The 23,027-nt window shown below is 67.6% G+C and carries 17 protein-coding genes; 3 read left to right on the top strand and 14 right to left on the bottom strand.

Translation table 11 applies throughout. The features are described 5' to 3' along the window. Nucleotides 1-11: 11 nt before the first annotated feature. Both ACM9NP_RS16490 and ACM9NP_RS16485 read right to left on the bottom strand, forming a co-directional pair. The gene (locus ACM9NP_RS16490; RefSeq protein WP_415647594.1) at nucleotides 12-1,871 is read right to left on the bottom strand and encodes a helix-turn-helix domain-containing protein; all 1,860 of its coding nucleotides are present in this window, start codon (nucleotides 1,869-1,871) and stop codon (nucleotides 12-14) included. A gap of 151 nt (nucleotides 1,872-2,022) precedes the next feature. Beyond that, nucleotides 2,023-2,790: a 3-hydroxybutyrate dehydrogenase gene (locus ACM9NP_RS16485; protein WP_415647593.1), complete on the bottom strand. Its 768-nt coding sequence runs from the start codon at nucleotides 2,788-2,790 to the stop codon at nucleotides 2,023-2,025. 231 nt (nucleotides 2,791-3,021) lie between these two features. On the opposite strand from ACM9NP_RS16485, the gene ACM9NP_RS16480 reads away from it, so the two are divergent. Beyond that, nucleotides 3,022-3,423, top strand: coding sequence for a DUF4234 domain-containing protein (locus ACM9NP_RS16480; RefSeq protein ID WP_415647592.1), 402 nt, complete (start codon nucleotides 3,022-3,024; stop codon nucleotides 3,421-3,423). Between the two features lie 37 nt (nucleotides 3,424-3,460). Here ACM9NP_RS16480 and ACM9NP_RS16475 read toward each other — a convergent pair whose 3' ends face one another. The 4 genes from ACM9NP_RS16475 to ACM9NP_RS16460 form a co-directional block, all read right to left on the bottom strand. Next, nucleotides 3,461-4,318, bottom strand: a complete 858-nt coding sequence (locus ACM9NP_RS16475) for an ATP-grasp domain-containing protein (protein ID WP_415647591.1) — start codon at nucleotides 4,316-4,318, stop codon at nucleotides 3,461-3,463. 207 nt (nucleotides 4,319-4,525) lie between these two features. Beyond that, nucleotides 4,526-5,971 carry an NCS2 family permease gene (locus ACM9NP_RS16470; RefSeq protein ID WP_415647590.1) on the bottom strand — a complete coding sequence of 482 codons (1,446 nt, stop codon included), beginning with the start codon at nucleotides 5,969-5,971 and terminating at the stop codon, nucleotides 4,526-4,528. A gap of 624 nt (nucleotides 5,972-6,595) precedes the next feature. Continuing rightward, on the bottom strand, nucleotides 6,596-8,062 hold the full coding sequence (locus ACM9NP_RS16465; protein ID WP_415647589.1) for an MFS transporter: 1,467 nt from the start codon (nucleotides 8,060-8,062) through the stop codon (nucleotides 6,596-6,598). A gap of 199 nt (nucleotides 8,063-8,261) precedes the next feature. Then, a complete protein-coding gene (locus ACM9NP_RS16460) occupies nucleotides 8,262-9,317 on the bottom strand; it encodes an epoxide hydrolase family protein (protein ID WP_415647588.1) in 1,056 nt (351 codons plus the stop codon). A gap of 297 nt (nucleotides 9,318-9,614) precedes the next feature. Between ACM9NP_RS16460 and ACM9NP_RS16455 the strand changes: the two genes are divergently transcribed. Both ACM9NP_RS16455 and ACM9NP_RS16450 read left to right on the top strand, forming a co-directional pair. After that, complete coding sequence (locus tag ACM9NP_RS16455) at nucleotides 9,615-10,565, top strand: helix-turn-helix transcriptional regulator (protein WP_415647587.1); 951 nt, start codon at nucleotides 9,615-9,617, stop codon at nucleotides 10,563-10,565. Nucleotides 10,566-10,726: 161 nt separating this feature from the next. After that, the gene (locus ACM9NP_RS16450) at nucleotides 10,727-11,428 is read left to right on the top strand and encodes a DUF3800 domain-containing protein (RefSeq protein ID WP_415647586.1); all 702 of its coding nucleotides are present in this window, start codon (nucleotides 10,727-10,729) and stop codon (nucleotides 11,426-11,428) included. 441 nt (nucleotides 11,429-11,869) lie between these two features. Here the strand turns inward: ACM9NP_RS16450 and ACM9NP_RS16445 are convergent, their stop codons facing one another. From ACM9NP_RS16445 to ACM9NP_RS16410, 8 genes are all read right to left on the bottom strand, one after another. After that, nucleotides 11,870-13,615 (bottom strand): acyl-CoA mutase large subunit family protein, encoded by a 1,746-nt coding sequence (locus ACM9NP_RS16445; protein ID WP_415647613.1) that lies wholly within the window; start codon nucleotides 13,613-13,615, stop codon nucleotides 11,870-11,872. Nucleotides 13,616-13,729: 114 nt separating this feature from the next. Beyond that, nucleotides 13,730-14,845: a methyltransferase domain-containing protein gene (locus tag ACM9NP_RS16440; protein ID WP_415647585.1), complete on the bottom strand. Its 1,116-nt coding sequence runs from the start codon at nucleotides 14,843-14,845 to the stop codon at nucleotides 13,730-13,732. 290 nt (nucleotides 14,846-15,135) lie between these two features. After that, nucleotides 15,136-15,753, bottom strand: a complete 618-nt coding sequence (locus ACM9NP_RS16435; RefSeq protein ID WP_415647584.1) for a hypothetical protein — start codon at nucleotides 15,751-15,753, stop codon at nucleotides 15,136-15,138. 306 nt (nucleotides 15,754-16,059) lie between these two features. Beyond that, on the bottom strand, nucleotides 16,060-17,067 hold the full coding sequence (locus ACM9NP_RS16430) for a serine hydrolase (protein WP_415647583.1): 1,008 nt from the start codon (nucleotides 17,065-17,067) through the stop codon (nucleotides 16,060-16,062). Between the two features lie 259 nt (nucleotides 17,068-17,326). After that, on the bottom strand, nucleotides 17,327-17,953 hold the full coding sequence (locus ACM9NP_RS16425) for an ABC transporter ATP-binding protein (RefSeq protein WP_415647582.1): 627 nt from the start codon (nucleotides 17,951-17,953) through the stop codon (nucleotides 17,327-17,329). After that, nucleotides 17,950-18,795 carry an ABC transporter ATP-binding protein gene (locus tag ACM9NP_RS16420; RefSeq protein WP_415647581.1) on the bottom strand — a complete coding sequence of 282 codons (846 nt, stop codon included), beginning with the start codon at nucleotides 18,793-18,795 and terminating at the stop codon, nucleotides 17,950-17,952. Before ACM9NP_RS16420 ends, ACM9NP_RS16425 begins: the two co-directional genes overlap by 4 nt. Before the next feature lie 35 nt (nucleotides 18,796-18,830). Continuing rightward, nucleotides 18,831-21,917 (bottom strand): hypothetical protein, encoded by a 3,087-nt coding sequence (locus ACM9NP_RS16415; RefSeq protein ID WP_415647580.1) that lies wholly within the window; start codon nucleotides 21,915-21,917, stop codon nucleotides 18,831-18,833. Nucleotides 21,918-22,359: 442 nt separating this feature from the next. Continuing rightward, nucleotides 22,360-22,920 (bottom strand): hypothetical protein, encoded by a 561-nt coding sequence (locus tag ACM9NP_RS16410; RefSeq protein ID WP_415647579.1) that lies wholly within the window; start codon nucleotides 22,918-22,920, stop codon nucleotides 22,360-22,362. Nucleotides 22,921-23,027 lie beyond the last annotated feature (107 nt).

The raw sequence follows: 23,027 nt of genomic DNA, 5'->3' as shown, positions 1-23,027 counted from the left end.
CCCGGAACGGCTCAGACGACCCCGCGAATGCGGTGCAGTCGCAGCGCCAACTGGATCTCGAGCGCGCGCTGCGGACGCTGCCAGTCGGCGCCGAGCAGGTTCGTCACGCGTTCGAGGCGCTGCGTCACGGTGTTGACGTGGATGTGCAGCTCATCGGCGGCACGACTGAGACTCCCGCCCGTCCCGAAGTAACTGACGAGGGTGTCGACGAGCGCGGTCTTCCGGCGCGCGTCATAGGCGACGACCGGCCCGACGGTGGCGTCGATGAACGCGCCCACGTCCCGGCCGTCACCGACGAGCAGCCCCACGAAACCGAGATCCGCCGCGCTCGCCCCACCGGTACGACCGAGGGCCGTCACCGTGTCGGCGCAACGGCGAGCCTCGCGATACGCGACGGCGACGGCGTCCGCACCGCTCACCGGTCCGCTGCCGCCCGCCGCGACCGGGCGTCCGATCGAGGCCCCCAGCTCGTCGGCGATGCGCCGCGCGATCGCGCCCGCTTCCGAACCCGGGACGAGCAGTACGAGCTCACGAGCCCGGACCGCCGCGAGACCACTCTCCAAAGTGGCGTGACTCGACGCCCAGAACGCGGCCCGCTGGCGGGCTCCGTCGTGCGTCGCGACGACGACCACATGCGGCGCGTCGAGATCGACGCCGACCCGATTCGCTCGATCGCGCAGCCCTTCCGAATCCCCTCCCGCGTAGGCGATCAGATCGTCCAGCAGCTCACCGCGGAAACGGTCCTCGGCATCGGCGGCGCTCCGACGCATCAGCGTCAACAACGCCGCCACCAGGACCGCGCGTTCGAGAATGCGCTGGTCGATGTCAGCGAGCTCGGCGTCCGTCCGCAGGACGAAGGTGCACAACGCGGCCCCGTCCGCCTCCACCGCCGCCACGTACGCGCCGTCCGCGCGGACCGCCCGCCCGAGCGCGCACGCCGTCCGGGCCGCCTCGAACACTCTCGGCGTCAGCTCCCCCACCTCGCCGATCGCGCACACGGGCCGATCGATCGCGTCGAGGACGACGAGCGCGCCGCCGAGAATCCCGGTGACGATCGCGGCGACCTCGGCGATGCCTCCGCCGCCGAGCACGAGCTGTGCCATGCGGTCATGGGCGAGCGCGGCCCGCTCAACGGCGTCGCTGTGGGCGCGGACGAGGGAGTTGGCCTCGGACAGTTCCGCGAGCGCGGCGCGGGTCTCGTCGAGAAGCCGGGCGTTGTCGATGGCGACGGCGGCCTGGACGGCGAGTGAGCCGAGCAGCGCCACCTCCTCCCGGAGGAAGCGGCGCGGACGTCGGTCGGCGGCGAAGAGGACGCCGATCGTCCGTTGCCCCAAGCGAAGCGGGACGCCGAGGATCGCGACCAGTCCCTCGTCGCGCACCGCCACGTCGACGTCGTCGGAGTGGTCGAAGCGGTCGTCGGCGAAGTAGTCGGAGCTGGCGTACGGCGTCGCGTGCTGCGCGACGAGCCCGCCGAGCCCGATTCCCATCGGCAGTCGGACCCGTTGGAACGGCGCGGACACGGAGCCGTTCGTGACCCGCATGTAGGTGTCGCCGCGCGCCTCGTCGTGCAAGGTCAGGTAGGCGACGTCGGTGCGCAGGAGTTGCCGGGCGTGCCGGGCGATCGTGTCGAGAACCGCGTCGAGATCGCGCAGCCCGGGGAGGTCTGCGGCGAGCTCGAACGCGGCGGACAGCTCCGCGCCGCGCCGGGCGCGCGTCGTCATCGTCTCCCGGACTCGTAGCGCAATCGTCTGGGCGCGTTGGAGTTCGGCGAGCTCCTCGGCGGAGGCGCCCGCCGCTCGGGCCGCCGCGATCGGTTCGTCGAACTCGACGGCGGAGGCCTCGCGTTCCAGTAGTTCGAGGAAGTTGCGCATGGACCACTCCAGGGTGAGAGACGCTGACGACCTTAGAGGCTGCCCCGTCACCCGGCAACTCGCCGACGAGTCGAACTGCCACTCGGGCGCCCCGGCGTAGTCGACGCTCCCCCACCGTGCTCCGGTTCCTGGGGCATCTCGCCTCGCCGCCCTAGTGCGCGGTCCAGCCGCCGTCGATGACGTGTGAGCCGCCGGTCATGAACGACGCGTTCGGGCCGCAGAGGAACGCGACGAACTCGGCGACCTCCTCGGGTTCGATGAGGCGTTTGATCGCCTCCGGGCCGAGCATGACGTTCCTGACGACCTCGTCGGGTGTGAGCCCGTGATGCTCGGCCTGCGCGACGATCTGTTTCTCGACGAGTGGCGTCCGCACGTACCCGGGGTTGACGCAGTTGGAGGTGACCCCGTACGGAGCGCCCTCCAAAGCCGTCACTTTGGACAGTCCTTCGAGCGCGTGTTTCGCGGTGACGTACGCGGATTTGAACGCCGACGCGCGCAGACCGTGCACTGAGGAGACGTTGACGATCCGACCGAAGCCGCGCTCGTACATGTGCGGGAGAACGCCTCGGATCAACCGAAACGGCGCCTCGACCATGATCCGCAGCAACAGGGCGAAGGTGTCGGGCGGGAATTCGTGAATGGGGGCGACGTGCTGCATTCCGGCGTTGTTGACCAGAATGTCGATATCGGACAGTGACACGCGATCAACCGCGTCCATGTCGGACAGATCGACGGAGCGAGCCTCGCCGCCGATGTCCCGGGCAACGCGGTGGGCTCCCGGACCGTCGATGTCGACGCACAGGACGCGAACCCCCGCCGCCGCCAGACGTCGGGCGACGGACTCCCCGATGCCCCCGGCGGCACCCGTGACGAGCGCGCGCCGCCCGGACAGTTCCATGCCTTCGCCCATTGTCGTCATGCGTCGACACTAGGAGCACCGGTCGCCTTCGCGCCATGGGCCGAGCCACCACATCGGCTCGTCGCGGCATGTGCGGCGAGACGACCCTGTCATCCCGCACCTCAGGACGAGCGTCGACGAAACCGCCGGGGGCGGCCGACGACCGGGCATTTTAGATCCAGGTCGGTCGACGGGCGGCGCGATTCGCTCGAATCGATGTCGGACCCCGACCAGCCGGGTTTCATGCCTGATATGACGGGAATCGCTGGTAAACGACGCAATGTGGTGCTGGTCTGGCTGGTGTGGCCGTTGATCACGCTCGGCATCTACGGCTACGTCTTCTGGTACAAGATCAACCGTGAGGCGCGGGACTTCGACAGGCGCATCGAGGTCGACCCGACACTCTCGCTCATGGCCGTCCTGTTCGGGCCGCTCATCATCGTGCCGCCGTTCGTGTCCGTCTACAACACCGGCAAGCGAATCGCCCGCATGCAGCGGGCCGCCGGCATCAATCCGAGCTGCAACGCGTGGATCGGGTTCATCCTGATCTTCCTGTTCGGGCTGCACACCCTCTACTACCAAATGGAGCTCAACCGGATCTGGGACCACTACGGCGAGCCGGCGGAGGGCAGCACCGTTCCGCTCGTCTACTGAGGCGAGCGTCGCGGAACCGCCGAGCCCCCGATCGGCGTCACTCCAGGAGGGCCCTCAGGAGCGGACGGATGTCGGTGCCCCGGGGAAAATCCGAAACCTGGGCGTCGCCGACCTCGATGAGGCGCCAGGTGCCGTCGGCGCGACGGGCGAGGTCGGTCGTGATGAATCGCGAAGGGAACGAGGCGACCAGCGGCGCGATCGCCCCCAGTTCGGGGGCGACCGTCACGTTCGGATGGTCGGGGTGCGGTCCGATGACGACGGGAACGCCCTCGTACCACCAGATCCGCGACTCGTAGGCGCGATCACCGACACCCTCAAAGTCCTCAAAGGACCTCAGGACGACGCCGCCGCAGAGATCGGCGCCTTGGAGGTCGACGAAGGTCGACACCACGGTGTCCAGGGTCGACTCGTCCTTCGTGTTCGGAATGAGGAAGGCACCCGGATGGTCCTTGCGCGACTTCACGTAGTCCTTGACCATGGCGCGGCGACCGGGCAGACGGCCCGCCAGCGCGAACAGCTCGGCCGCGTCGGGAACGCCCGACGACCACACCGAAACGGGGGTCACGGACGCGAAATGCGCGTACCAGCCGGGGAACTCGTGGGCCGCGCGGAACTGTTCGGGGTCGGTGGCCAGCGTCGCCCCGCGTGCCTGAAGCCCCTCGTACAGGGCCGTGTACTGGGGTGACGTCATCATCCAGCCCCGATACCGGATGGTGCCGAGCCCGTGCGGGACGGCGCCGATCGCTGCGTCGACGTCCCCGCGCGCGATCGCGTCGTGGTCGATGAGCCGGGAGTCGCCGCCGAGTTCGCGGACCAGGCGATACTCCGCCGCGAAGTGCGCGTCGACCCGTCGCGGCCACACCGGGTCGTTGCAGTAGAGAACCGTCATCGACATCATCGAATCCTAAGCGGTGCAACGGAAGTAGAGATCCACGCTCCCGCATTGACGGCCTGGAACGCGCCTTTTGTGTCGGCGTACGACAATACGACCCGGGCATGAGCGAGGCGCCGCGCGTGGTGCGAATGCGCGGCGCCTCATCGTGGTCGACCGATACGGGCGGGCCGAACGTATCGCCTTACCACCTCGTGGACGGGACGACCTCTACGCGATGAGCTGCTCGATGGCGTAGATGCCGAAGTAGAGCACGAACACTCCGGCGACGATCCACAGTAGCCAACCGGGCTGGCGCCACTTGCCGCGAACGGCCTTGATGACGACGTAGGCGATGATCCCGGCACCGACGCCGACGGTCACGGAGTACGTGAACGGCGTCAGCGCGAGGATCAGGAACGCGGGAATCGCGATGTCGGTGTCGGTCCAGTCGATGTTGCGCGCCTGCATGCACATGAGGGCGCCGACGAGGACGAGCGCGGGCGCCGCGGCCTGCTGCGGCACGATCGCCGCGATCGGCGCGAGGAACATCGCCACACCGAGCAGGCTGCCCGTGATGACGCTGGAGAAACCGGTGCGAGCGCCTTCGCCGACACCGGCAGCGGACTCGACGAAGACGGTGTTGGCCGACGACGACGTGACGCCGCCGAACGCGGCGGCGAGACCGTCGACGGTCAGCACCCGACCGATGCCGGGCAGGTTGCCGTCCTTGTCGGTGAGCCCGGCTTCGTCGGCGACCGCGATGGACGTGCCCATCGCGTCGAAGAACCCGGACAGCACGAGCGTGAACAGGAAGACGACGACCGTGACGACCGACAGCTTCGTGAAAGCCCCGAACAGATCGACTTGACCGAACAACGCGAAGTCCGGCAGGGACACCAGCTTCTCGGGCAGCTCCGGCACGACGAGACCCCAGCCGGTCGCGCCGAGTCCGGCCACCGACTCGATGATGATCGCGATCACGGTCGCGATGACGATGCCGAGCAGGATCGCGCCGGGCGTCTTGCGGGCCCACAACGCGATCATCAGGATCAGCCCGATCGCGAAGACGAGGATCGGCCAACCCTTCAGGACACCGCCGTCGCCGAGGGTGACGGGGACGGTCGTTCCGTCGGCGTCGGGACGACGGCTGACGAAACCGGCGTTGACGAGGCCGATGAGGGCGATGAACAGACCGAGGCCGATGCCGATGGCGTGCTTGAGGTCGCGCGGGATCGCCTTCATGATCGCGGTCCGCGCGCCGGTGGCGGCGAGCACGACGATGAGGAGACCCTCGATGACGACGAGGCCCATGGCCTGGGCCCAGGTCACGGACGGGGCGATCTGGTAGGCGACGACGGCGTTGACCGTCAGGGCGGCTGCGAGAGCCAGCGGCACGCGGCCGACGACACCCATGAGCACGGTCGCGATGAAACCGGAGAACGCGGTCATCGTGGCGACTTGACTGAAGTCCAACGTGTCACCGTTGACGTCGGTGGCTCCGGTCAGGATGATGGGGTTGAGGATGACGATGTAGGCCATCGCCATGAAAGTCGTCAATCCACCGCGAATCTCGCGGCCGATCGTGCTTCCACGACCGGTGATGTCGAACCAACGATCGAACCAGTTCGTCGGTTGCGGCGATTGGGACGGGGCAGCGTCTGTCGACGTGCTCATGCAGGGGTCTCCCACTTGTGTCGGTAAATGGACGGGCGTTGTGCTCGGTCGAGCGAGCGGGAGCAAGTCCCGACCGAACCCGCGTCGATCTTTGTCCAGTCCGGTTTTGGCCACGCAACCAGGGGCGACGTTACCGCCCGACATCACAGGAACGCCCCGAATCGTGACCGATGTCCCGACCCCCGACGAACCGTCCCGGCGCAGCGTGCCGACATCGGCGGCGACTCGGCGTCACCTCACGTCCGAGCGACGCGGAGCCGACCTTCGGGGGCGGCGGCCGACCGTTCTCCTCGATGCCGAGCGGCTCGTCGGCTTCGACGGCGGAGGGGACGAACCGGGACTACCCATGGGCCGGGTCCGAGTCGTCGGCCGTGACGCACCGCCGGACCTCATGGCCCCGCAGGTCCATTGTGGTATCGATTGGCCATCGACTGTGGCATGACGCCGGTCTCGCCTCGTGGCGGTCGTCGCGGTCTCGAAGCAACAACGCCGCTGATGGCGCTCGGCGTCGGACACCGGCTGCGAGGTCGCCTGCCGCGTTCGTCGACGTCGTCGGGGTGCCGCGACGCGAAACCGTGGCGCGCGACGGGGTCGCGCACCACGGTGGTGGGTCGAACGGGTGGATCAGTGGGTCGGGGTACCGCTCGTCTCGGAGTGCTTCGGCAGGGTGAAGCCGACCGCGAAGCCCGCAAGCAGGACCGCGACCGTCAGCCCCAGCGCGACCCGGGTGGCCGCGAGCAGACTGTCGAGGTCACCGACGAACTGGTCGAAGAAGACGGTGCCCAGCAGCGCGATCCCGAAGGACGCGCCCAACTGCTGCACCGCCGACAGGGTCCCGGAGGCGGAACCGATCTCGTCGGGCGACACCGACTGCATCACCGAGTCGAAGTAGCGCCCCATGAACAGGGCCGAGCCCACTCCGGCCAGCATCAGGCCCGGGATCAGGTGGTACCAGTCGAGATCCGCGCCCGCGATCTCCACGGTGGCGAGGACGATCGCGACACCCGCCGCGTTGACGAGCGCCCCGGCCAGCAAGGTCTTGCGTCCGAATCGGGCGAGCTTGTCCAGGAAGCCCATCGCCGCGCCCATGGCGACCGCGAACGGGATCATCGTGACGGCGGCGCGCATCGGAGTGAAACCGAGGCCCACCTGCAGATGCAGCGTCATGATCAGACCGATGCCGGCCATCGACGCCATCAGCAGGACGCCCAAGACCAGACCGCCGTTGAACGCGGGCTTGCGGAACAGGCTCGGTTTGACCAGGACGTCCCCGCCGCCACGTGCCTTGCGGACCTGGTGAACTCCGAAACCGGCGAACAACAGCAGCGACGCCACGATCATCGCGAATGACCACAGTGGCCAACCGGCCTCGCGACCCTGCACCAGCGGGTAGATCAAGGAGACGCTGGCCAGCGACGCCAAGCCCGCACCGACGAGATCGAGTTTGGCCGAGCGGTCACCCTCATTGGCGGGCAACAGTTTGGCGGCCAACACGAGGACGACGATGCCGATCGGGAGGTTGATGAGGAAGATCATCCGCCAACCGGAATCGAAGAGATCCAATCCAATGAGCCAACCGGCGAGGCTCGGTCCACCGATGGCGGCGACGCCCATGATCGGACCCGCCATCCCGAACGCCTTCTGCGTCTCGGCCGGGGGGAACATCGCCTTGATGAGCGCGAAGACCTGCGGAACCATTGCCGCGCCGAACAATCCCTGAAGGATTCGACCACCGACGGCGGCCTCGGCGCCCTGACTGATCGCCACAACGAAGGACGCGGCCGTGAATCCGGCCGCCCCGAGCATGAACATGCGCTTGCGTCCGAAGATGTCGCCGAGTCGGGCGCCGACCAACAGACCACCGACCATCGCGAGCGTGTACGCGGCGGTCAGCCACTGGATCAGGCCCGGGCCGCCACCCAGGTCGGCGCGCATCGTCGGTCCGGCGATGCTGGTGACGCTGGAGTCGAGCAGTTCCATCGCGCTTCCGGCCATCACGACCGACAGCGCCGCCCACCGCCACCGGTAGGGCTTGTCCTCCTGGACGTCGGGAACGGGTTGGACCGGAGCCGGAGCTTCAAGCAGTGCCACTGTGTTTCTCCTGGTCTTGGCGGGATTTTCGATTGCCGTCTGAGTCACGACCGAACTCTATGAGCAATTGCGGACAACTACGGTCCTTGATTCCCGCGACCGAGAAGAGTTTCTTGAACTTCTCCGGGATCCCTTGAGAGAACGGCGAAGTGGCGCCGAAGAAAATATTCGACGCCACTGTGGATATTCGATGACCGGCTCAGCCCAGCTGCCCGAAGAAGTCCCGCAGATCGGTGGCCAGCACGTCCGGCGCCTGACGGGCCGCGTAATGGCCGCCGGTGTCGTGGACGCGCCACTGGACGATGTCGGTGTAGTCGCGCTCGCTGAAACGGCGAATCGACTGGAAGTCCCCCGCGAAACTGGAACTGGCCATGGGGAAGTCGGCCGGTTCGGTCGACACCGGACTCTTCTCGTTCTCGTAGTAGAACCGCATCGACGAGGCGATCGTGTCGTTGAACCAGTGGATCAACACATTCGTGAGCACGAAATCGTCGTCGACCTGTTCCCCGAAAAGTTGATCCATCCACGCGAGCAGGCCCGCCGGGGAGTCGACGAGCGCGTGCGCCAGGGTCTGCGGCTGTTGAGATTGCAGCTGGTCGTAGGAGCTCATGTTCTCGTGGAACCACTGGAGCCGCTCCAGCGCCGCCAGTTCCTCATCGGACATTCCCTCCATCTCCGTCGGATCCCCCGACGGGAACGAGAAGATCTGGTTCACATGGACGCCGAGGACGTGGTCGCGGTCGATGCGGCCGACCTCCGGCGCGACGAAGGCACCGGCGTCGTTGCCGTGCAGGCCATAGCGTTCATAACCGAGGCGGGCCATCAGTTCCCGCCACGCCTTCGCGGTGCGAACGGCTCCCCAACCGGATTCGACGGTCGGGCCCGAGAACCCGAAACCCGGAAGGGACGGGATGACCAGATGGAACGCGGGGCTGCCGGAACCGTTGGCCTTCGGATCGGTCAGCGGATCGATCATGTCCACGAACTCGACGACGGTGCCGGGCCAACCGTGGGTCAGCAGCAGCGGAATCGCGTCCGATTCAGGGGATTCCACGTGTAGGAAGTGGACGTTCTGCCCGTCGATCTCGGTGGTGAACTGCGGGTGGGAATTGAGCCTCTCCTCCCAGACGCGCCAGTCGTAGTCGTTGAGGAAGTGGTCGATCAGGTGCCGAACCCGAGAGACCGGCACCCCGTAAGTCGAGCCCGAGTCCGGAATCTCCTGCGCGAAGCGGGCACGGGAGAGCCGCTCCCGCAAATAGTCCAGTTCGACTGCGGGATGTCGATGCGGAAGGGCTTGATCTCTGCAATTGTCATGATGATGACTCTATAATGGATCGCGGACAGATCCGGTCCTCAATGATTCGTCGGCGGTGAAGAGTTCCGATCGGCCCCACGGGTGCGCACGACGGACGTGGCCCCTTCCGACCCAGACGAGCGCCCGCGTCGATCGCGCCCCTAGGCGGACCGGACACCCGCTCCTCGGACGGCATCCACCGAAGACCCCGATGATTCAGGTCAGTAGGTGTCCGGGATTGCTGGCAGACTCGCTCGCATGCTTCCCACTTCGGCAAGACTCCTCCGGCTCCTGTCCCTCCTCCAGACCCACCGCGAATGGTCCGGCTCGGACCTCGCCAACCGGCTCGAGGTCGACGTCCGCACCGTTCGCCGAGACGTCGATCGCCTGCGCACCTTGGGATATCCCGTGGACGCCTCGCCGGGAGTCGCGGGCGGGTACCGCCTCGGGGCGGGCGCGCACATGCCGCCGCTGCTGCTCGACGACGAGGAGGCGGTGGCCGTGGCGATGGGCCTGCGGACGGCTGCGGGCGGTTCCATCAGCGGCATCGAGGAGAGCTCCCTGCGCGCGCTCGCGAAGCTCGAACAGGTATTGCCGTCGCGCCTCCGGCACCGCGTGAACACGCTCCAGTCGGTCACGGTGTCGACCGCCACGAGCGGCACACCCGTCGACGCCCAGCACTTGACGACGATCGCGACGGCCGCCCGCGATCACGAGCAACTGCGTTTCGATTACCGCAGCCACGACGGCTCCGAGAGCGTCCGTGACGTCGAACCCCATCGATTGGTCCATACCGGACAGCGCTGGTACCTGATGGCGTTCGACGTTGACCGCCAGGACTGGCGCAACTTCCGGGTCGACCGGATGACCCCGCGCGTTCCCACGGGACCGAGATTCGAACCCCGAAAGGTCCCCGAGTTCACCGTGACCGGCTTCGCCCGGTGGAAGAGCCACCGCTACCAGGCCAGGTTCACGATCCACGCTCCCGCCGAGGTCATGGCGGAGAAGATTCCCCCGCAGTACGGCCTGCTGGAGGCGATCGACGACGACTCCTGCACCCTGTACGCCGGTTCCGACATGCTCGAGGGTTTCGCGATGTGGGTGCCGAGCTTCGGATTCGAGTTCGAGGTCCACGAGCCACCCGCGCTGATCGAGCACATGGCGGCACTCACGGCCCGCATGTCCCGATCAATCGGCCTCGACACCTGACCCGGCGCGGGTGCTCGTCACGGTTTTGCGTTCACCCGCTGTCCTCCAGGTTCCTCACCAGGAGAAGGAACCATCCGTTGTCGTGTGGCAGCCTGCGCCCTCGCGAACCTGCCGTTCCACCACCACACGACCCAGCGTTACCGTCAGATGACATCTTTCCCATGTTGCTTGTGTACGTTGACGAATCCTATAGCGCCGACTGGTTCTTCATGGCCGCCATGTTGTGCGACGGACCGGCTGCAATCGCCTTGACGGCAGCACTCGATGCCATAGTCGAAAAGGCCACAAATGAGCACAATGTGGATGAACTCGCAGAGCTTCATGGATACGAACTGTTCCAAGGTCACGACTGCTGGAAAGGTGTTCCTCCACGCGTCAGAATTGGCGTCTACAACGAAACTTTCCAGGCGATCGCGGACTACGCGACAGGGATAATCCTGCGCGGAGTCGACAGGAACGGAATGCGACGCCGTTATTCGAGCCCGACCCCGCCACACTCGGTCGTCCTACAACATGTCCTCGAACGAATCGACATCTACGCGGCACAACAAGGCAAGTACGCCCTCGTGATCGCCGATGAAGTCGATGAACAAGCTCGACACCGGGCTGACCTCACGTCGTACCAACGAGCGTGTACTCCCGGATATCGTTCTCGCCAACTGACCCGCATTGTGGACACCCTGCACTTCGCTCCATCCCATGCGAGTCGCTTGGTCCAGGCGGCTGACATGATCGCTTTCTTGCACCGTCGAATGGAAACGCACGTAGAGACGGACGAACGTGCCAGCCGAGCAAATCTGCGCCTCTGGGAACGCATTGAACCCAAGATTCTGCACCAGCATTGCTGGCTTCCAGTTTCATAGTTCGACAGCACAAAGGCCTCGCGTTTGCGAGGCCTAAGGCGGGATCGGAAGGCGAGCCTTCCTGGGGCAATCGTACCAGGTACACCCCCAAAATCAGGACCACAACCTGAAGCGATCGATTCATCGCCGAATTTGCGCCTGAACTGGCCTGGCTCGATGTACTCGCCTGATTCCCGGAGACATGCGATGGGGCAGCGTCTCGATCGTGACGACATCGACCGCGGCCCGACCGACGGCCTTACGTCCGACTCTCGCGTTGGGGGCGTTCCGACTTCCTGGTCGAGCGGCCTCGAACGGTGGATGTCCGCTTCGTTCACGGTGAGCCCCTCCACCTGGACCGCGACGAAAGCCGGGACCCGCTTTCTCGGGTTCTGGTCGAGCGCGCGGCGCCTGCGAAACGAACGGGTTCCTCATCGTGGTGACGAGGAACCCGTCGTCACGTCAGAAACGGGCCGGTTCGATGTACTCGCCCCATTCGATGCGGAGCGCGTCGCAGATCTCGCCGAGGGTCGCCTCGACGCGGGTCGCCTCCAGCATCGCCGGAATCATGTTCGCGTCGGTCCGGGAGACGTCGACCATGTGCTTCAGCGCGGCGCTGACGGCCGCCTCGTCCCGGTCGGTCTTGCGCTTCGCGAGCGCGGCCACCTGGTCGCGTTCGACGTCGCCGGAGATCCGCAGGATCTCCAGGTCCTTGGAGACCGTCTCGGTGTGGCAGTTGACGCCTACGACGCGCTTCTCGCCGCGTTCGAGCTGCTGCTGGTAGGTGAACGCCGCGTCGGCGATGCCGGCGGTGAACCAGCCCTCTTCGATGCCGCGCAGGAGACCGGACGTGATGGGGCCGATCTCGTGACGGCCGGAACCCATGGCGGCCTTCGTGATGGCGCCGGCCGACTGGCCGTCGGCGTCACCCGTCTCGCCGCCGAGGGCGAGGATGTTGCGGAAGATCTCCTCGGCTTCGGCCTCGATCTTGTCGGTGAGGGCCTCGACGTACCAGGAGCCGCCCAGAGGGTCGGCCACATTGGTCACGCCGGTCTCCTCCATGAGGACGGCCTGCGTGCGCAGCGCGATCTCGGCGGACTGCTCGGTCGGCAGCGCGAGGGTCTCGTCCAAGGCGTTGGTGTGCAGCGAGTTCGTACCGCCGAGGACGGCGGCGAGCGCCTCGACGCCGGTGCGGACGACGTTGTTGTACGGCTGCTGCGCCGTCAGCGACACCCCGGCGGTCTGCGTGTGGAAACGCATCCACTGTGCCTTCTCGCTGGTGGCTCCGTAGACGTCGCGCAGCCAACGGGCCCAGATGCGGCGCGCAGCGCGGAACTTCGCGATCTCCTCGAAGAAGTCGATGTGCGAGTCGAAGAAGAACGACAGCCCGGGCGCGAAGACGTTGATGTCGAGGTCGCGGGACAGACCGAGTTCGACGTATCCGAATCCGTCGGCGACGGTGAAGGCGAGCTCCTGCGCGGCGGTCGATCCGGCCTCGCGGATGTGGTAGCCGGACACCGACAGCGGCTTGTACCGGGGAATGTTGTGGGCGCAGTACTCCATCAGGTCGCCGATGAGACGCAGGTGCGGTTCCGGTGGGAACAGCCATTCCTTCTGCGCGATGTACTCCTTGTAGATGTCCGTCTGCAAGGTACCGTCGAGTTTGGATATGTCGGCGCCCTGACGTTCGGCGGCGACGAGGTACATACAGAAGGCGGGCACGGCCGGGCCGGAGATCGTCATCGACGTGGTGACGTCGGCGAGCGGGATGCCTCCGAAGAGGACGTCCATGTCGGCGGCGGAGTCGATCGCGACTCCACAGTGGCCGACTTCGCCGAGGGACTTCGGGTCGTCGGAGTCGCGGCCCATCAGGGTCGGCATGTCGAAGGCGACGGACAGGCCGCCACCACCGGAGCGCAGCAGCATCTTATAACGCTCGTTGGTCTGCACCGCGTTGCCGAAGCCGGAGAACTGCCGGATCGTCCAGGCGCGTCCCCGATAGCCGGTCGGGTAGAGGCCACGCGTGTAGGGGAACTCGCCGGGCCAGCCGATGCGCTCCATCCGGGGGTCGTCGACACCTTCCGACGGACCGTAGGCGGGCTCGACTTCCATCCCCGACAGGGTGGTGAAGTCGGCGTCGCGTTTACGGGCGGCGTCGAAACGGTCTTGCCACCGACGGCGGCCGTCACTGATCTTCTCGGCGTCCACTGGAGTTGTCCCTTCGGGCTTCATGCGACTCCTGGAGGCTGTCCCTCACCCAGCAGTTCGCCTCGATCAACCTGAGATAAGAGGACAACCTCTGGCCATCCTAGGCCGGAAACCTTAACGATGACTAGGTAGGTTCGTACCGGCCGGTAACAGCGGCGAGTCGTCCGTGAGCGGCCACCGGTGGTCCGAATCCGGCTCGTCCACCCACGCCCACTGCTCGGTCTCGGTCACGGAGAGCCCGAATCGATCGCGGCGCGGTCGGCCCGCCTCGCGCCACGCATGCCACGCTTCGACGACCTCGTCGAAGAAGGGCGTTCCCCATTCCTCGACGACGGTCCCGTGCGCGTCGTCCGTGATCCGCGCGTGCCCGGTCTCCGTGCCGAGTCGAACCTCCGCGCCGAACGACAACGCGCGCACGTCGGGCAGGGACAGCTCCAGCCAGGGCGTGAACTCCTCCGAGGTCACCTCGTACTGATCGATGTCGATCGTCCGGTGACGATACTCGCCCTGCGGCTCCGACGACGGCGTGCCCGGTTCGTCGGCGGAGTGCCGCATCCGCATGAAGTAGACGCCCTCGTCACGGGCGCGGCCCGACAGGACGCCGGCACTGAATCGCAGCACCATCAGCAGCCCGCCGTACGTCAGGGGGAGCACGACCCGCGCGTCCTCGCGGAGCTGGCCGAGCCAGGGACGCGGGACGTGGTCGAGCGCGCAGGTCGCGAGGATCCGGTCGAAGGGCGCCCGCGCCGGATACCCGGCCTCGCCGTCAACGGCGGCCAACGTCGGGTGGTGGTCGATCTCGGTGAGGCATTCGCGGGCGGCGTCGACGAGGTGCGGGTCGATGTCGACGCTGGTGACGTTCTGGTCGCCGAGGCGATGACACAGGAGGGCCGCGTTGTAGCCGAGACCCGTTCCGATCTCCAGGACGTTCTCGCCGCCGCGCAGGTGCAGCAGTTCGAGCATGATCGCGACGACGGTCGGTTGCGACAGCGAGGACGTCACGGTGAGCGCCCCGTCGAAGGTGTCGACGTAACGCGTCGGGATGACTCGGTCGGAGTAGGCGCTGGACACCGGCGCGGACGCGGCCGTTCCACCGGCCCGCCGGGCGAACACGTGCCGCGGTGTCTCGGCGAACGCGGTGATGAGGGCACGGTCGGAGAGGACGCCACTCGCGGTGAGCTGCGTCGTCATCGCCGCCGCGCGGCGTCGCCAATCGGGTTGCCGAGGCATGGGTCCAGCATGGCACCGGTTCGCCGGTGGTACCCGCCATCGCTTCGTGCGTGTCGCCGGAACAACGTGAACCGGCCGCGTCGAGACGCGGCCGGTCGGGTGGGTCCGGAGCTGGTTCCGCTGTCCTGGGCCGCACGAAGCACGACCTGGGATCGGCGGGGAGCGTCGCCCGTGTGCCGGTGTCGAACGGAGACGCGACCACGAGACCGCTGCCCGCCGAACCGCCGAGGGCGGTCGTGGACAATGGCCCGTCGCGCTCGATCCGCCGAGGCGGGCGGCGTCAGGCGACGCTACTGGTCGGCGGGCTCGAGGTAGCCGAGTTCCATCGAGATGATGGAGGGGAGCGTGTCCGCGATCTGGGCGGCCATGTCGTTGGCGGTCGCGCCGTCGATCGAGTCCGGGTTCTGCGCGAACATCTCGCAGCAGTCCCACATCGAGTTCGTCCGGTACGAGAACGCCCACACGAGATACGACAGCTGTGGGATGCCGAGGAGGCCCTCACCGTGCTGACCGATCCACCGCAGGTTCGGGTCGTCGGGGGAATTGCTGATGCCCACGGCCGTGGGGATGATCTTGTAGCCGGTCAGGACGTCCTGCGCCGAGTGACCGTGCAGGTTGGCCTCCAGGAGCAGCCCCCGAGAGAGGAGGCCGTCGAGCTCGGCGGAGACCTTCGACGCCGAGATCTCGTTGCTCAGGTTCTTGATCAGCCAGTCCCGGTCCACCAGGTGTTCGGCGTGCTGCTCGGGCTCGCCATATGCACCATTGTAGACATACCATTCCAAAGGTGACAGTTGCTGAACTTCGTCACCCACTTGGACCTCATAGAAGTCCGGCTCCTCCGCCGGGGGGTCGCTGGCCGGAAAGCAGGCCCCGAGGGGTTTTCCGACCGGAAGGATCGTAATCGCCATGTCCGCTCCTCGTGATGTTCCGTTGCCGTGCCGTTGACGCAGGCAGCGTATCCGCCCCGAGTCAACCCACGCGGTCAGCTTATCCGAATGAGACAAGCGACGACACGGACGATGACGGCTCTCGACGACCCCGTTACGGGCCATGCCTTCCGCGCCCGAAAAGCGCGATGCCGCCGCATCCGGGGAACAGACACGACGGCATCGACACGATCCGATGTCAGTCGCCTACTCGACGCGCATTCGAGGCGACCCCGCGGCCACGCCGATAACCCGCGTGCGACCTGCTCGATCGATGACGGGGGTCGATCAACCACCGTTCGTCGGCTGGTACGGCGGGATCGGCGAACTCAACGCCGAGACCCCCGGCAGCAAATCCACGATGGACATAAATGCCCTGCCCATCCGGGAACGGGCGGCCACGGCCGGGTGCGTGGCACCGAAGTCGTCCGGCGCGCCCTGACCGCTGGCCCACAAGGAATACGTGACAACCGGAGCCCCGGCCGCGTCGAAGATGATCCCCGCCTCGTGCCGCTCGTCGTTGAGCCAGCCCGCCTTCGTCGCGACCCGCAGGCGCTCGTTCGACGACATCTCGCGCCGCACTCCGTCGGTGAACGCCACCGGCGAACGCAGCAGGTTCAACAGGAACGCCGTCGACTCCGGGGAAAGCAAAGTACCGGCGACGAGCGCGTTGAAGAAGTCATGCATCTCCTTGGGCGTGGAGGTGCCGAGGTAGAACCGGTTGGGATTCGCGACCGGCTCGACCTGGGTGTTCGGGAAGCCCTTCGCCACGAGGATCTCGTTGATCTCGGCGGCCGGTGCGACGAGCCCGCACAACCGCACCGCCGTGTCATCCGAGATCGTCAACAGGTTCGCGATCGCGTGGCCGACGGTGATCACGCTGGGGTAGGCGCCGTCGAGCCGGAACAGGCCGTCGCCGTCCGGGATGATGATGTCGGCTGTCACCGCGACCTGGTCGGACAGGGAGATCAGACCTCGATCGACCTTGTCCATGACCGCGACCGCGACCGGAACCTTGTTGACGCTCAACGCCTGCAGGACACTGTCGGACCCGTCGTCGACGGCGATCGTCGTCGGCCGCCCGGTACCGGCGATCGAGACGTATCCATTCCACTGACCGCCCGCGCGGCCCGAGTGCCACCGATAGACCGCGTCGATGAGCCGCGAGGCGGTGGTGGCGTCGGGAGCCGCGTAGACGGCCGGCTCCTCCGCCGACGCCACGCCGGGGGTAAGGGCGACGCTCGCCGCGGCGGCACCGATTCCCAGGCCGAACAAGGACCTACGACTGGTTTTCACTATCACGCTCCAGTTGAGAGGGTCGGGATTGGATCCCGACAGAGTGCACCGTCTGATTGACGCGTTCGGGGCGCGTCAAGGTTGCCTGGACCACGGGTGACATGAGACACGAAGGACACCGAGGCACAGTGTCACATTGATCCACCATGGATATAAAAGGCGGCGGACGTGCCTTGAGCAGGCCGAAAATCCGCCGCACAACGGATAGCGACCAAGATAGATCAAAAGGGATGGACGTCGAGGCCGGAACGGACGCCGGTCACCCCAGATGAACGCGCGCGTCGCACGCGGCGATCGTGTCATCGTCATGTGTCGTGAGGACGACGATCATGCCGTTGTCAGCGCGGTCCCTCAACAGCTTCACGACCCGATCCCTGTTCGACGAATCCAGATTGGAGGTGATCTCATCCCCGAGGAAGACGGTCCCCCGCCGCGCCAACGCCCGCGCGATCGCGACCCGCTGTCGCTGCCCGCCCGACAGTTCCTCGGCCAGTTGATCGGCCTGAGCCGCCACCCCGAGCTCGTCCAACGCGAGATCGGTGCGCGCGGCGGCCACATTGGCGGACAGCCCCGAAGCGACGAGCGAGACGATCGCGTTCTCCCTGGCCGTCAGCACCGACGCGAGCGCGTTTCCCTGCGGCACAAGGCTCACGCCCGCCGCGACGGCGGCATCCCGACCGCGCAGGCGCTCGCCGCCGAGCCTGATCTCACCCGCGACGGGTGTGAGCAGTCCGGCGATGGTCCACATCAGGCTCGTCTTGCCGGAGCCCGAAGCGCCGGTGACGGCGAGCATCGTCCCGGCGGCGACATCGAGGCTGAAGCCGTCGAGCACCCGTTCCGATCCTATATCGACGGTGACGTCCACGACGGACAGAATACGGCTCATCGGTTCGGCCCTTCGGACGGGTCCACCGGCGTCAGGACGACGCGGCGGTCGGAGGTCACGTCGGCGCGCAGCAGCGTTCCGGGCGGAATCTCCCGGCTGACGTCGTCTGGCAGGTGGACCGTGCCGTCGGCGCCCATCACGAGATACTCCTGGCCGCGCCGCCCCTCCGAACCGACCCGACCGTCGCGAATCGTGACGGTGCGACCCAAGCGGACACCGAGTTCGGCGTCGTGCGTGACGACGACGACCGTCCGGCCCTGCCGGTGGATCGCCGTGAGCGCCTCGGTGACGGTCTCGCGCGCCTCCGCGTCGAGACGCGACGTGGGTTCGTCGACGAGCAGGACCCCGGCGCCGGCGGCGATGCCGATCGCAAGCGCGAGTTGTTGACGCTTCGCAGTCGACAACGCGGCCGCCGGCGTGCCCGCGACGTCTCGCCCCACGAGCCCGACCGTTCGCAGGATCTCTCGCGCGCTCGGCAGTCCCGCCCGATCGCGCAGTCGAGCCGCCCGTCGGGCGAACTGGACGTTGTCGACGGCCGACAGGTACGGGATGAGATTCCGGTCCGCCCCTTGGAGGACCATCCCGACGTGTCGGCCCCGGAGCCTGCGCAGGCCCTCGTCGCCGATCGTCGTCAGATCGTTGTCCCCCATGTGAATGCGACCGGCGGACGGCCGGAGCAGGCCCGCCATCACCGACAGCAGGGTCGACTTTCCGGAGCCGGACGGCCCGATCAACGCGACGGACTCCCCGGCCGCGATATCCAAGTCCACTCGCGACAGTGCCACGACATCATAGGCGCCCAAGCGGTAGATGTACACCAGGTCACGGCATCTGATGTCCATTGGTGAGCTGTGCGTCAGCGGCGTCACGGGTCTCCTCACTCACTGGACCGGCGAACGACGGACGGGTCGCCGTGGCGCAGCTGCGTCCGCACCGCCACCGCCGTCACCGACGCCAGCACGACGAGCGCCACGACCCCGGCTCCCACCGGCCACCACACACCGAGACGGTAATCGACGGGCGCCAGCAACGGCGCGGTCGTCACGAGTGCGACGTGCGGAAGAACGAGGGCGAGCCCGGCGAGGCCGCCGACGGCGCCCGCGAGCGTCGGCACGATCATCCAGTACAACTGTTCGCGGACCGTCGCGGTGCGCAGGACGCGCCCCGGTACGCCGGCGACGGCGAGCGTCGCCAGGTCGGTACCCCGCGAGCTGGCGGAGGAGGTCGCGGCCATGAGCATCGCACCGGCCACGAGGATCAGCGCGGCGGAGGCCGCCACCAGGTACAGGTTCAACGCGAGGGCGGGCGCGGCGCGCGACAGCCGCTGGGTCTCATCGGCGTGGGTCTCGGTCGTGGACACGAACAGGCCCTCGGCGGCGAGCCGACTGACCATGTTGTCGGGGGCTTCCGACGTCGCCCAGATTTCGTACGACAACTCGGGGCGATCCGCCAGGGACGTAACGGATTCCGCCATCCGGTTCGCGTAGCCGAGGTCGACGACCATCGCTCGCGTCCCACCGCGCGGCACGACGTCGACCGGGGCCGCGACGCGGAACTGGGCGACGTCGCCGTGCGGGGCGGGGAAGGTGAACCCGTCTGCGGTGCCGGTGGGGGCATCGCCCGCCAGCAGGACCGGCAGTGTGGACGGCGCGGGCGAGTGTTCCGCGACGAGGTCCTTCGCCTCGGAGGTCGTGGCCTCCAGACGAAGACCGCCGGCGCAGTCGACGTTGAACGTGATCGCCGAGGAGATGTGCCATGGCCGAGCCCAGTTCGCGCAGTCGGTGAGGTCGGCGACCACGCCCGTGTCGTCGGCGATCGACTCCACCGTGAGATCGAAGTGCACTTCCTTGAGGTCGCCCGGATACCGGGCCACGCCGACGCCGACGAGTCGACAGCCGTCCCCGCATCCGTCCAATGTGCCCCGATAGCGGTGGTCGCCCTCGACGAGTTCACCGAGCCGGATCGTCGCGGGTTCTCCCTGCCCGTTGACGATGCGGACGATCAGTTGGGCGGGCCGGTCGGCGTCAACGACCGCGTCCGAGACGTCCACGCGCAGCTTCTTCTTCACCCACAACGATTCCAGTTCGCTCGGATGCAGGTCGGACGCGACGGCGGAAATGTCGGCCGCTCGCCAACGCCCCACGGAGGCGAGCCGGTCGGTCTGCGCGGCGAGGACCGTGAAATCGCTGGATCGATACCGTTCGAAGGAACGCACGACCGCCATCAACGCGTTCCCCTCGGGATCGAGGCGTTCGACAGCGTCGATCATTCGCGCGGGATCGCTTGCGGTGAGCCGGTACACGCTGTCGGCGCCGACCGTGTCGGACGCGACGACGCCCCGGTTGCGGTCGGCGATGTCCCACGCGCACACGCCGAAGGCCAACAGCGCCACGGCCACGGTAACGAGGAGGACGATCCGGCGGGACTCTCCGCGCCGCGACAGCTGCGCCATCGCGATCATCTCGGCGAGCGCGCCGCGACGTGTCGCGGCCTTGAGCCGCCGGGCCGCGATGACGGCCATGAGCCGCGCCAGGACGATGCCGAGGACGAGCGCGAGGAGCGGCGTCACGAGAAGCCCGATCGTGCTGTCCCCACCGGGACTGAGCAGTTGCCACAGGGCGACGCCGGCGAGCGCGATGACGACGCCCTCGATCATGCCCGCGCTCAGCTTTCGCCCGCGCCGGACGCGCCGCAGGAGACGCGCGACCGGCAGGTCCAGTACCGGTAGGGCACCGACGACGACGGCGGACAGCGCGCCGATCAGGGCGGCCAGCGCGGACCACAACAGGACCGGCCCGAGATCGAAGGCCGAACCGGGGGCGAGCGTCGCGTCGCGTAGGAGGGCGACTCCCCCGAGTCCGAGCAGCGCTCCGGGCAGGAGGGCACCGATGATGAGCGCGACGGCCTCACCACTGCCGACGAGCGCCACGACGGGCAGCCGATGTCCGCGGAGCTTCGCCAGTCCGATCTGTTCGGCGCGTTCGCTCGTCAGTCGCGCGACGACGAGATAGAGCACGAACCAACACAGCAACAGCAGCGGGACGGCGACGATCGGCACCGCGCGGGATACCGCCTCCTGTTCCGCGGCAACGCGTTCGACGACGGACGGCAGGCTCGACTGGACGTCCAGCGGGATCGAGTTCGGGCCGAGCCGGGGGTTGCCGACGCCGCCCTCGGCGTCCATCCGGGCCACCGCCGCGACCACCTGGTCGATGTTGTCGAGGTTGATCGCGTCGATGTCGAGGCGGTACTCGATGCCGGCCTCCCGATCTCCGAGACCGCCGAGCTGTGCCGGATCGGTCACGAGGAACGCGTCGAGGCGTTGCGTGTCATTGGCTTCGGCGCCGTGCCGGAAGTAGAAGGTGCGGCCCCAGTAGCCGTCGTCGGGATCGGCCGGGAGGTACACGCCGACGACGGTGGCCGTTCGGCGGGCCGCGGTCTCGGTGGAGGCCGAGGTGATCGCGAGCTCGTCGCCGACGTCGAGGCCGAGCGCGTCGGCGGAGCGTTTCGACATGAGGAGCTGCGAATGGGTCGTCTCGCATTCGCCCGCGATCATGACGATGTTGTCGCACACGTCGTCGCGGTAGGCGATCGTGGCGCCGGTCGGGTGTTCGGCGTCGGCGAGGAGCGCCTCGGCGTGGGTGAACGTGATGGGCGCGGAGAACGGCGCGAGATCGGCGTTCTGGCCGACAGACTCGTCGACGACGGTCAGCAGTTCAGTGGTGTCGCCGGGATCGGCGGAGGCGTCGACGGCGCCCGCGAGGCGCAGGCCGACGGACGCGGACGGCAGCCGTCGCAGTTCGTCGAGTAGCAGGGAATGCCGGGCCGCGGTCGTGTAGGCGGGCATCATGACGGCGGCGGCGGTCGCGCACATGGCGAGCACGAACACGATGAGTGACCGCCCCGGTCGATGGCGGATTCCCCGCACGATCACCCCGAACACGTCCACCCTCCGGTCGTTCACTCCCGGCCTGTGTGGCCGGGCTATCGACCCACCGAATCGAGCGGGGGTCAGCCGCGCGGCGTCGCGTCGTGCGGTTGACACGTGAGATTACGCGCCCGGTGGGTCACCGCGTTGCTCACGTTGCGTCATAGCGCGAACGGCCACGCGGAGTAATGGCTGCTGGCACCGGCCGCGTCACCCGTCACAGAAGTCGCCCTCTGTGATCTATTACACAGCACAAGTCGACCGAACGGCCGGGCACCCTGAGTGGCAACAATGGACAAATCCGGGCGGAAACCGCGAAACGGTCACGAACGCCGATCGACGACGGCGGCCACGAGCCGAGGGCGTCGACCCGACCCTTGACCCGAGCGACCGGCGTCGGTCGACCCGGTTCGGTGCCGCGGCATGCGAACCGGCGCCATTCAGGTCGAGCTGCCGACGCGCGCTCCCGGCACGGTGCTCACGGAAGGGGTGGCCTGGGGATGGTCGGCTCGTACGACTTCACGCTGGCGGCGATCGCCGCCACGGTCGCCGTCAGAACGCTGAGGATCATCGCCAGCCCCACGGCCACGCCGTTGGCCTTGTCGAAGCCGAAGATCCACTTGAGCTGCGCGTCGACGGCTGTGCCCCGCAGGAGTGGCGCCATGAAGGTCGTCGCCACTACGTAGACCACGCAGAGCGCGCACAGTGTCCACGCGCCGGCGACCCTACGGGTGAACGTGAACCCCGCCGCGACCAACAGTGCCCCGGCGCCGATCGCTCCGCCGAGCACGTTCTCCAACAACAGGTTGGACCCGAGATCGGTCGGCCCGGTGGCGTGGACGACGTTGTAGAGCGCGAACCAGACGAACATGCCGACGGTGAGCAGCGCCAGGATGGAGGCGATCACCGCCGCCGCGGCATTCGCTCTCGGCCTGAGCGCCGCCAGCGGGCTCGGCCCACCACCCCACGGCACGGGCCCGCCCGTCATCGGGGGCTGGCCCTCCTGGGGAGGCCCGGGCTGCGGTGGATTCGGCTGCATCCGTGCTCCTCGCGCGCTTCGGCGACGTCCGCCGCCGACCATGGTCCGAGGTCAGCGTAGCGAAGCCGCTCCACACAACCGAACCGGAGCGACGACCCACCTCGACC

The organism is Stackebrandtia soli (assembly GCF_965137155.1).
GTDB lineage: Bacteria > Actinomycetota > Actinomycetes > Mycobacteriales > Micromonosporaceae > Stackebrandtia > Stackebrandtia soli.
This window is presented reverse-complemented; position numbering and strand designations above follow the sequence as displayed.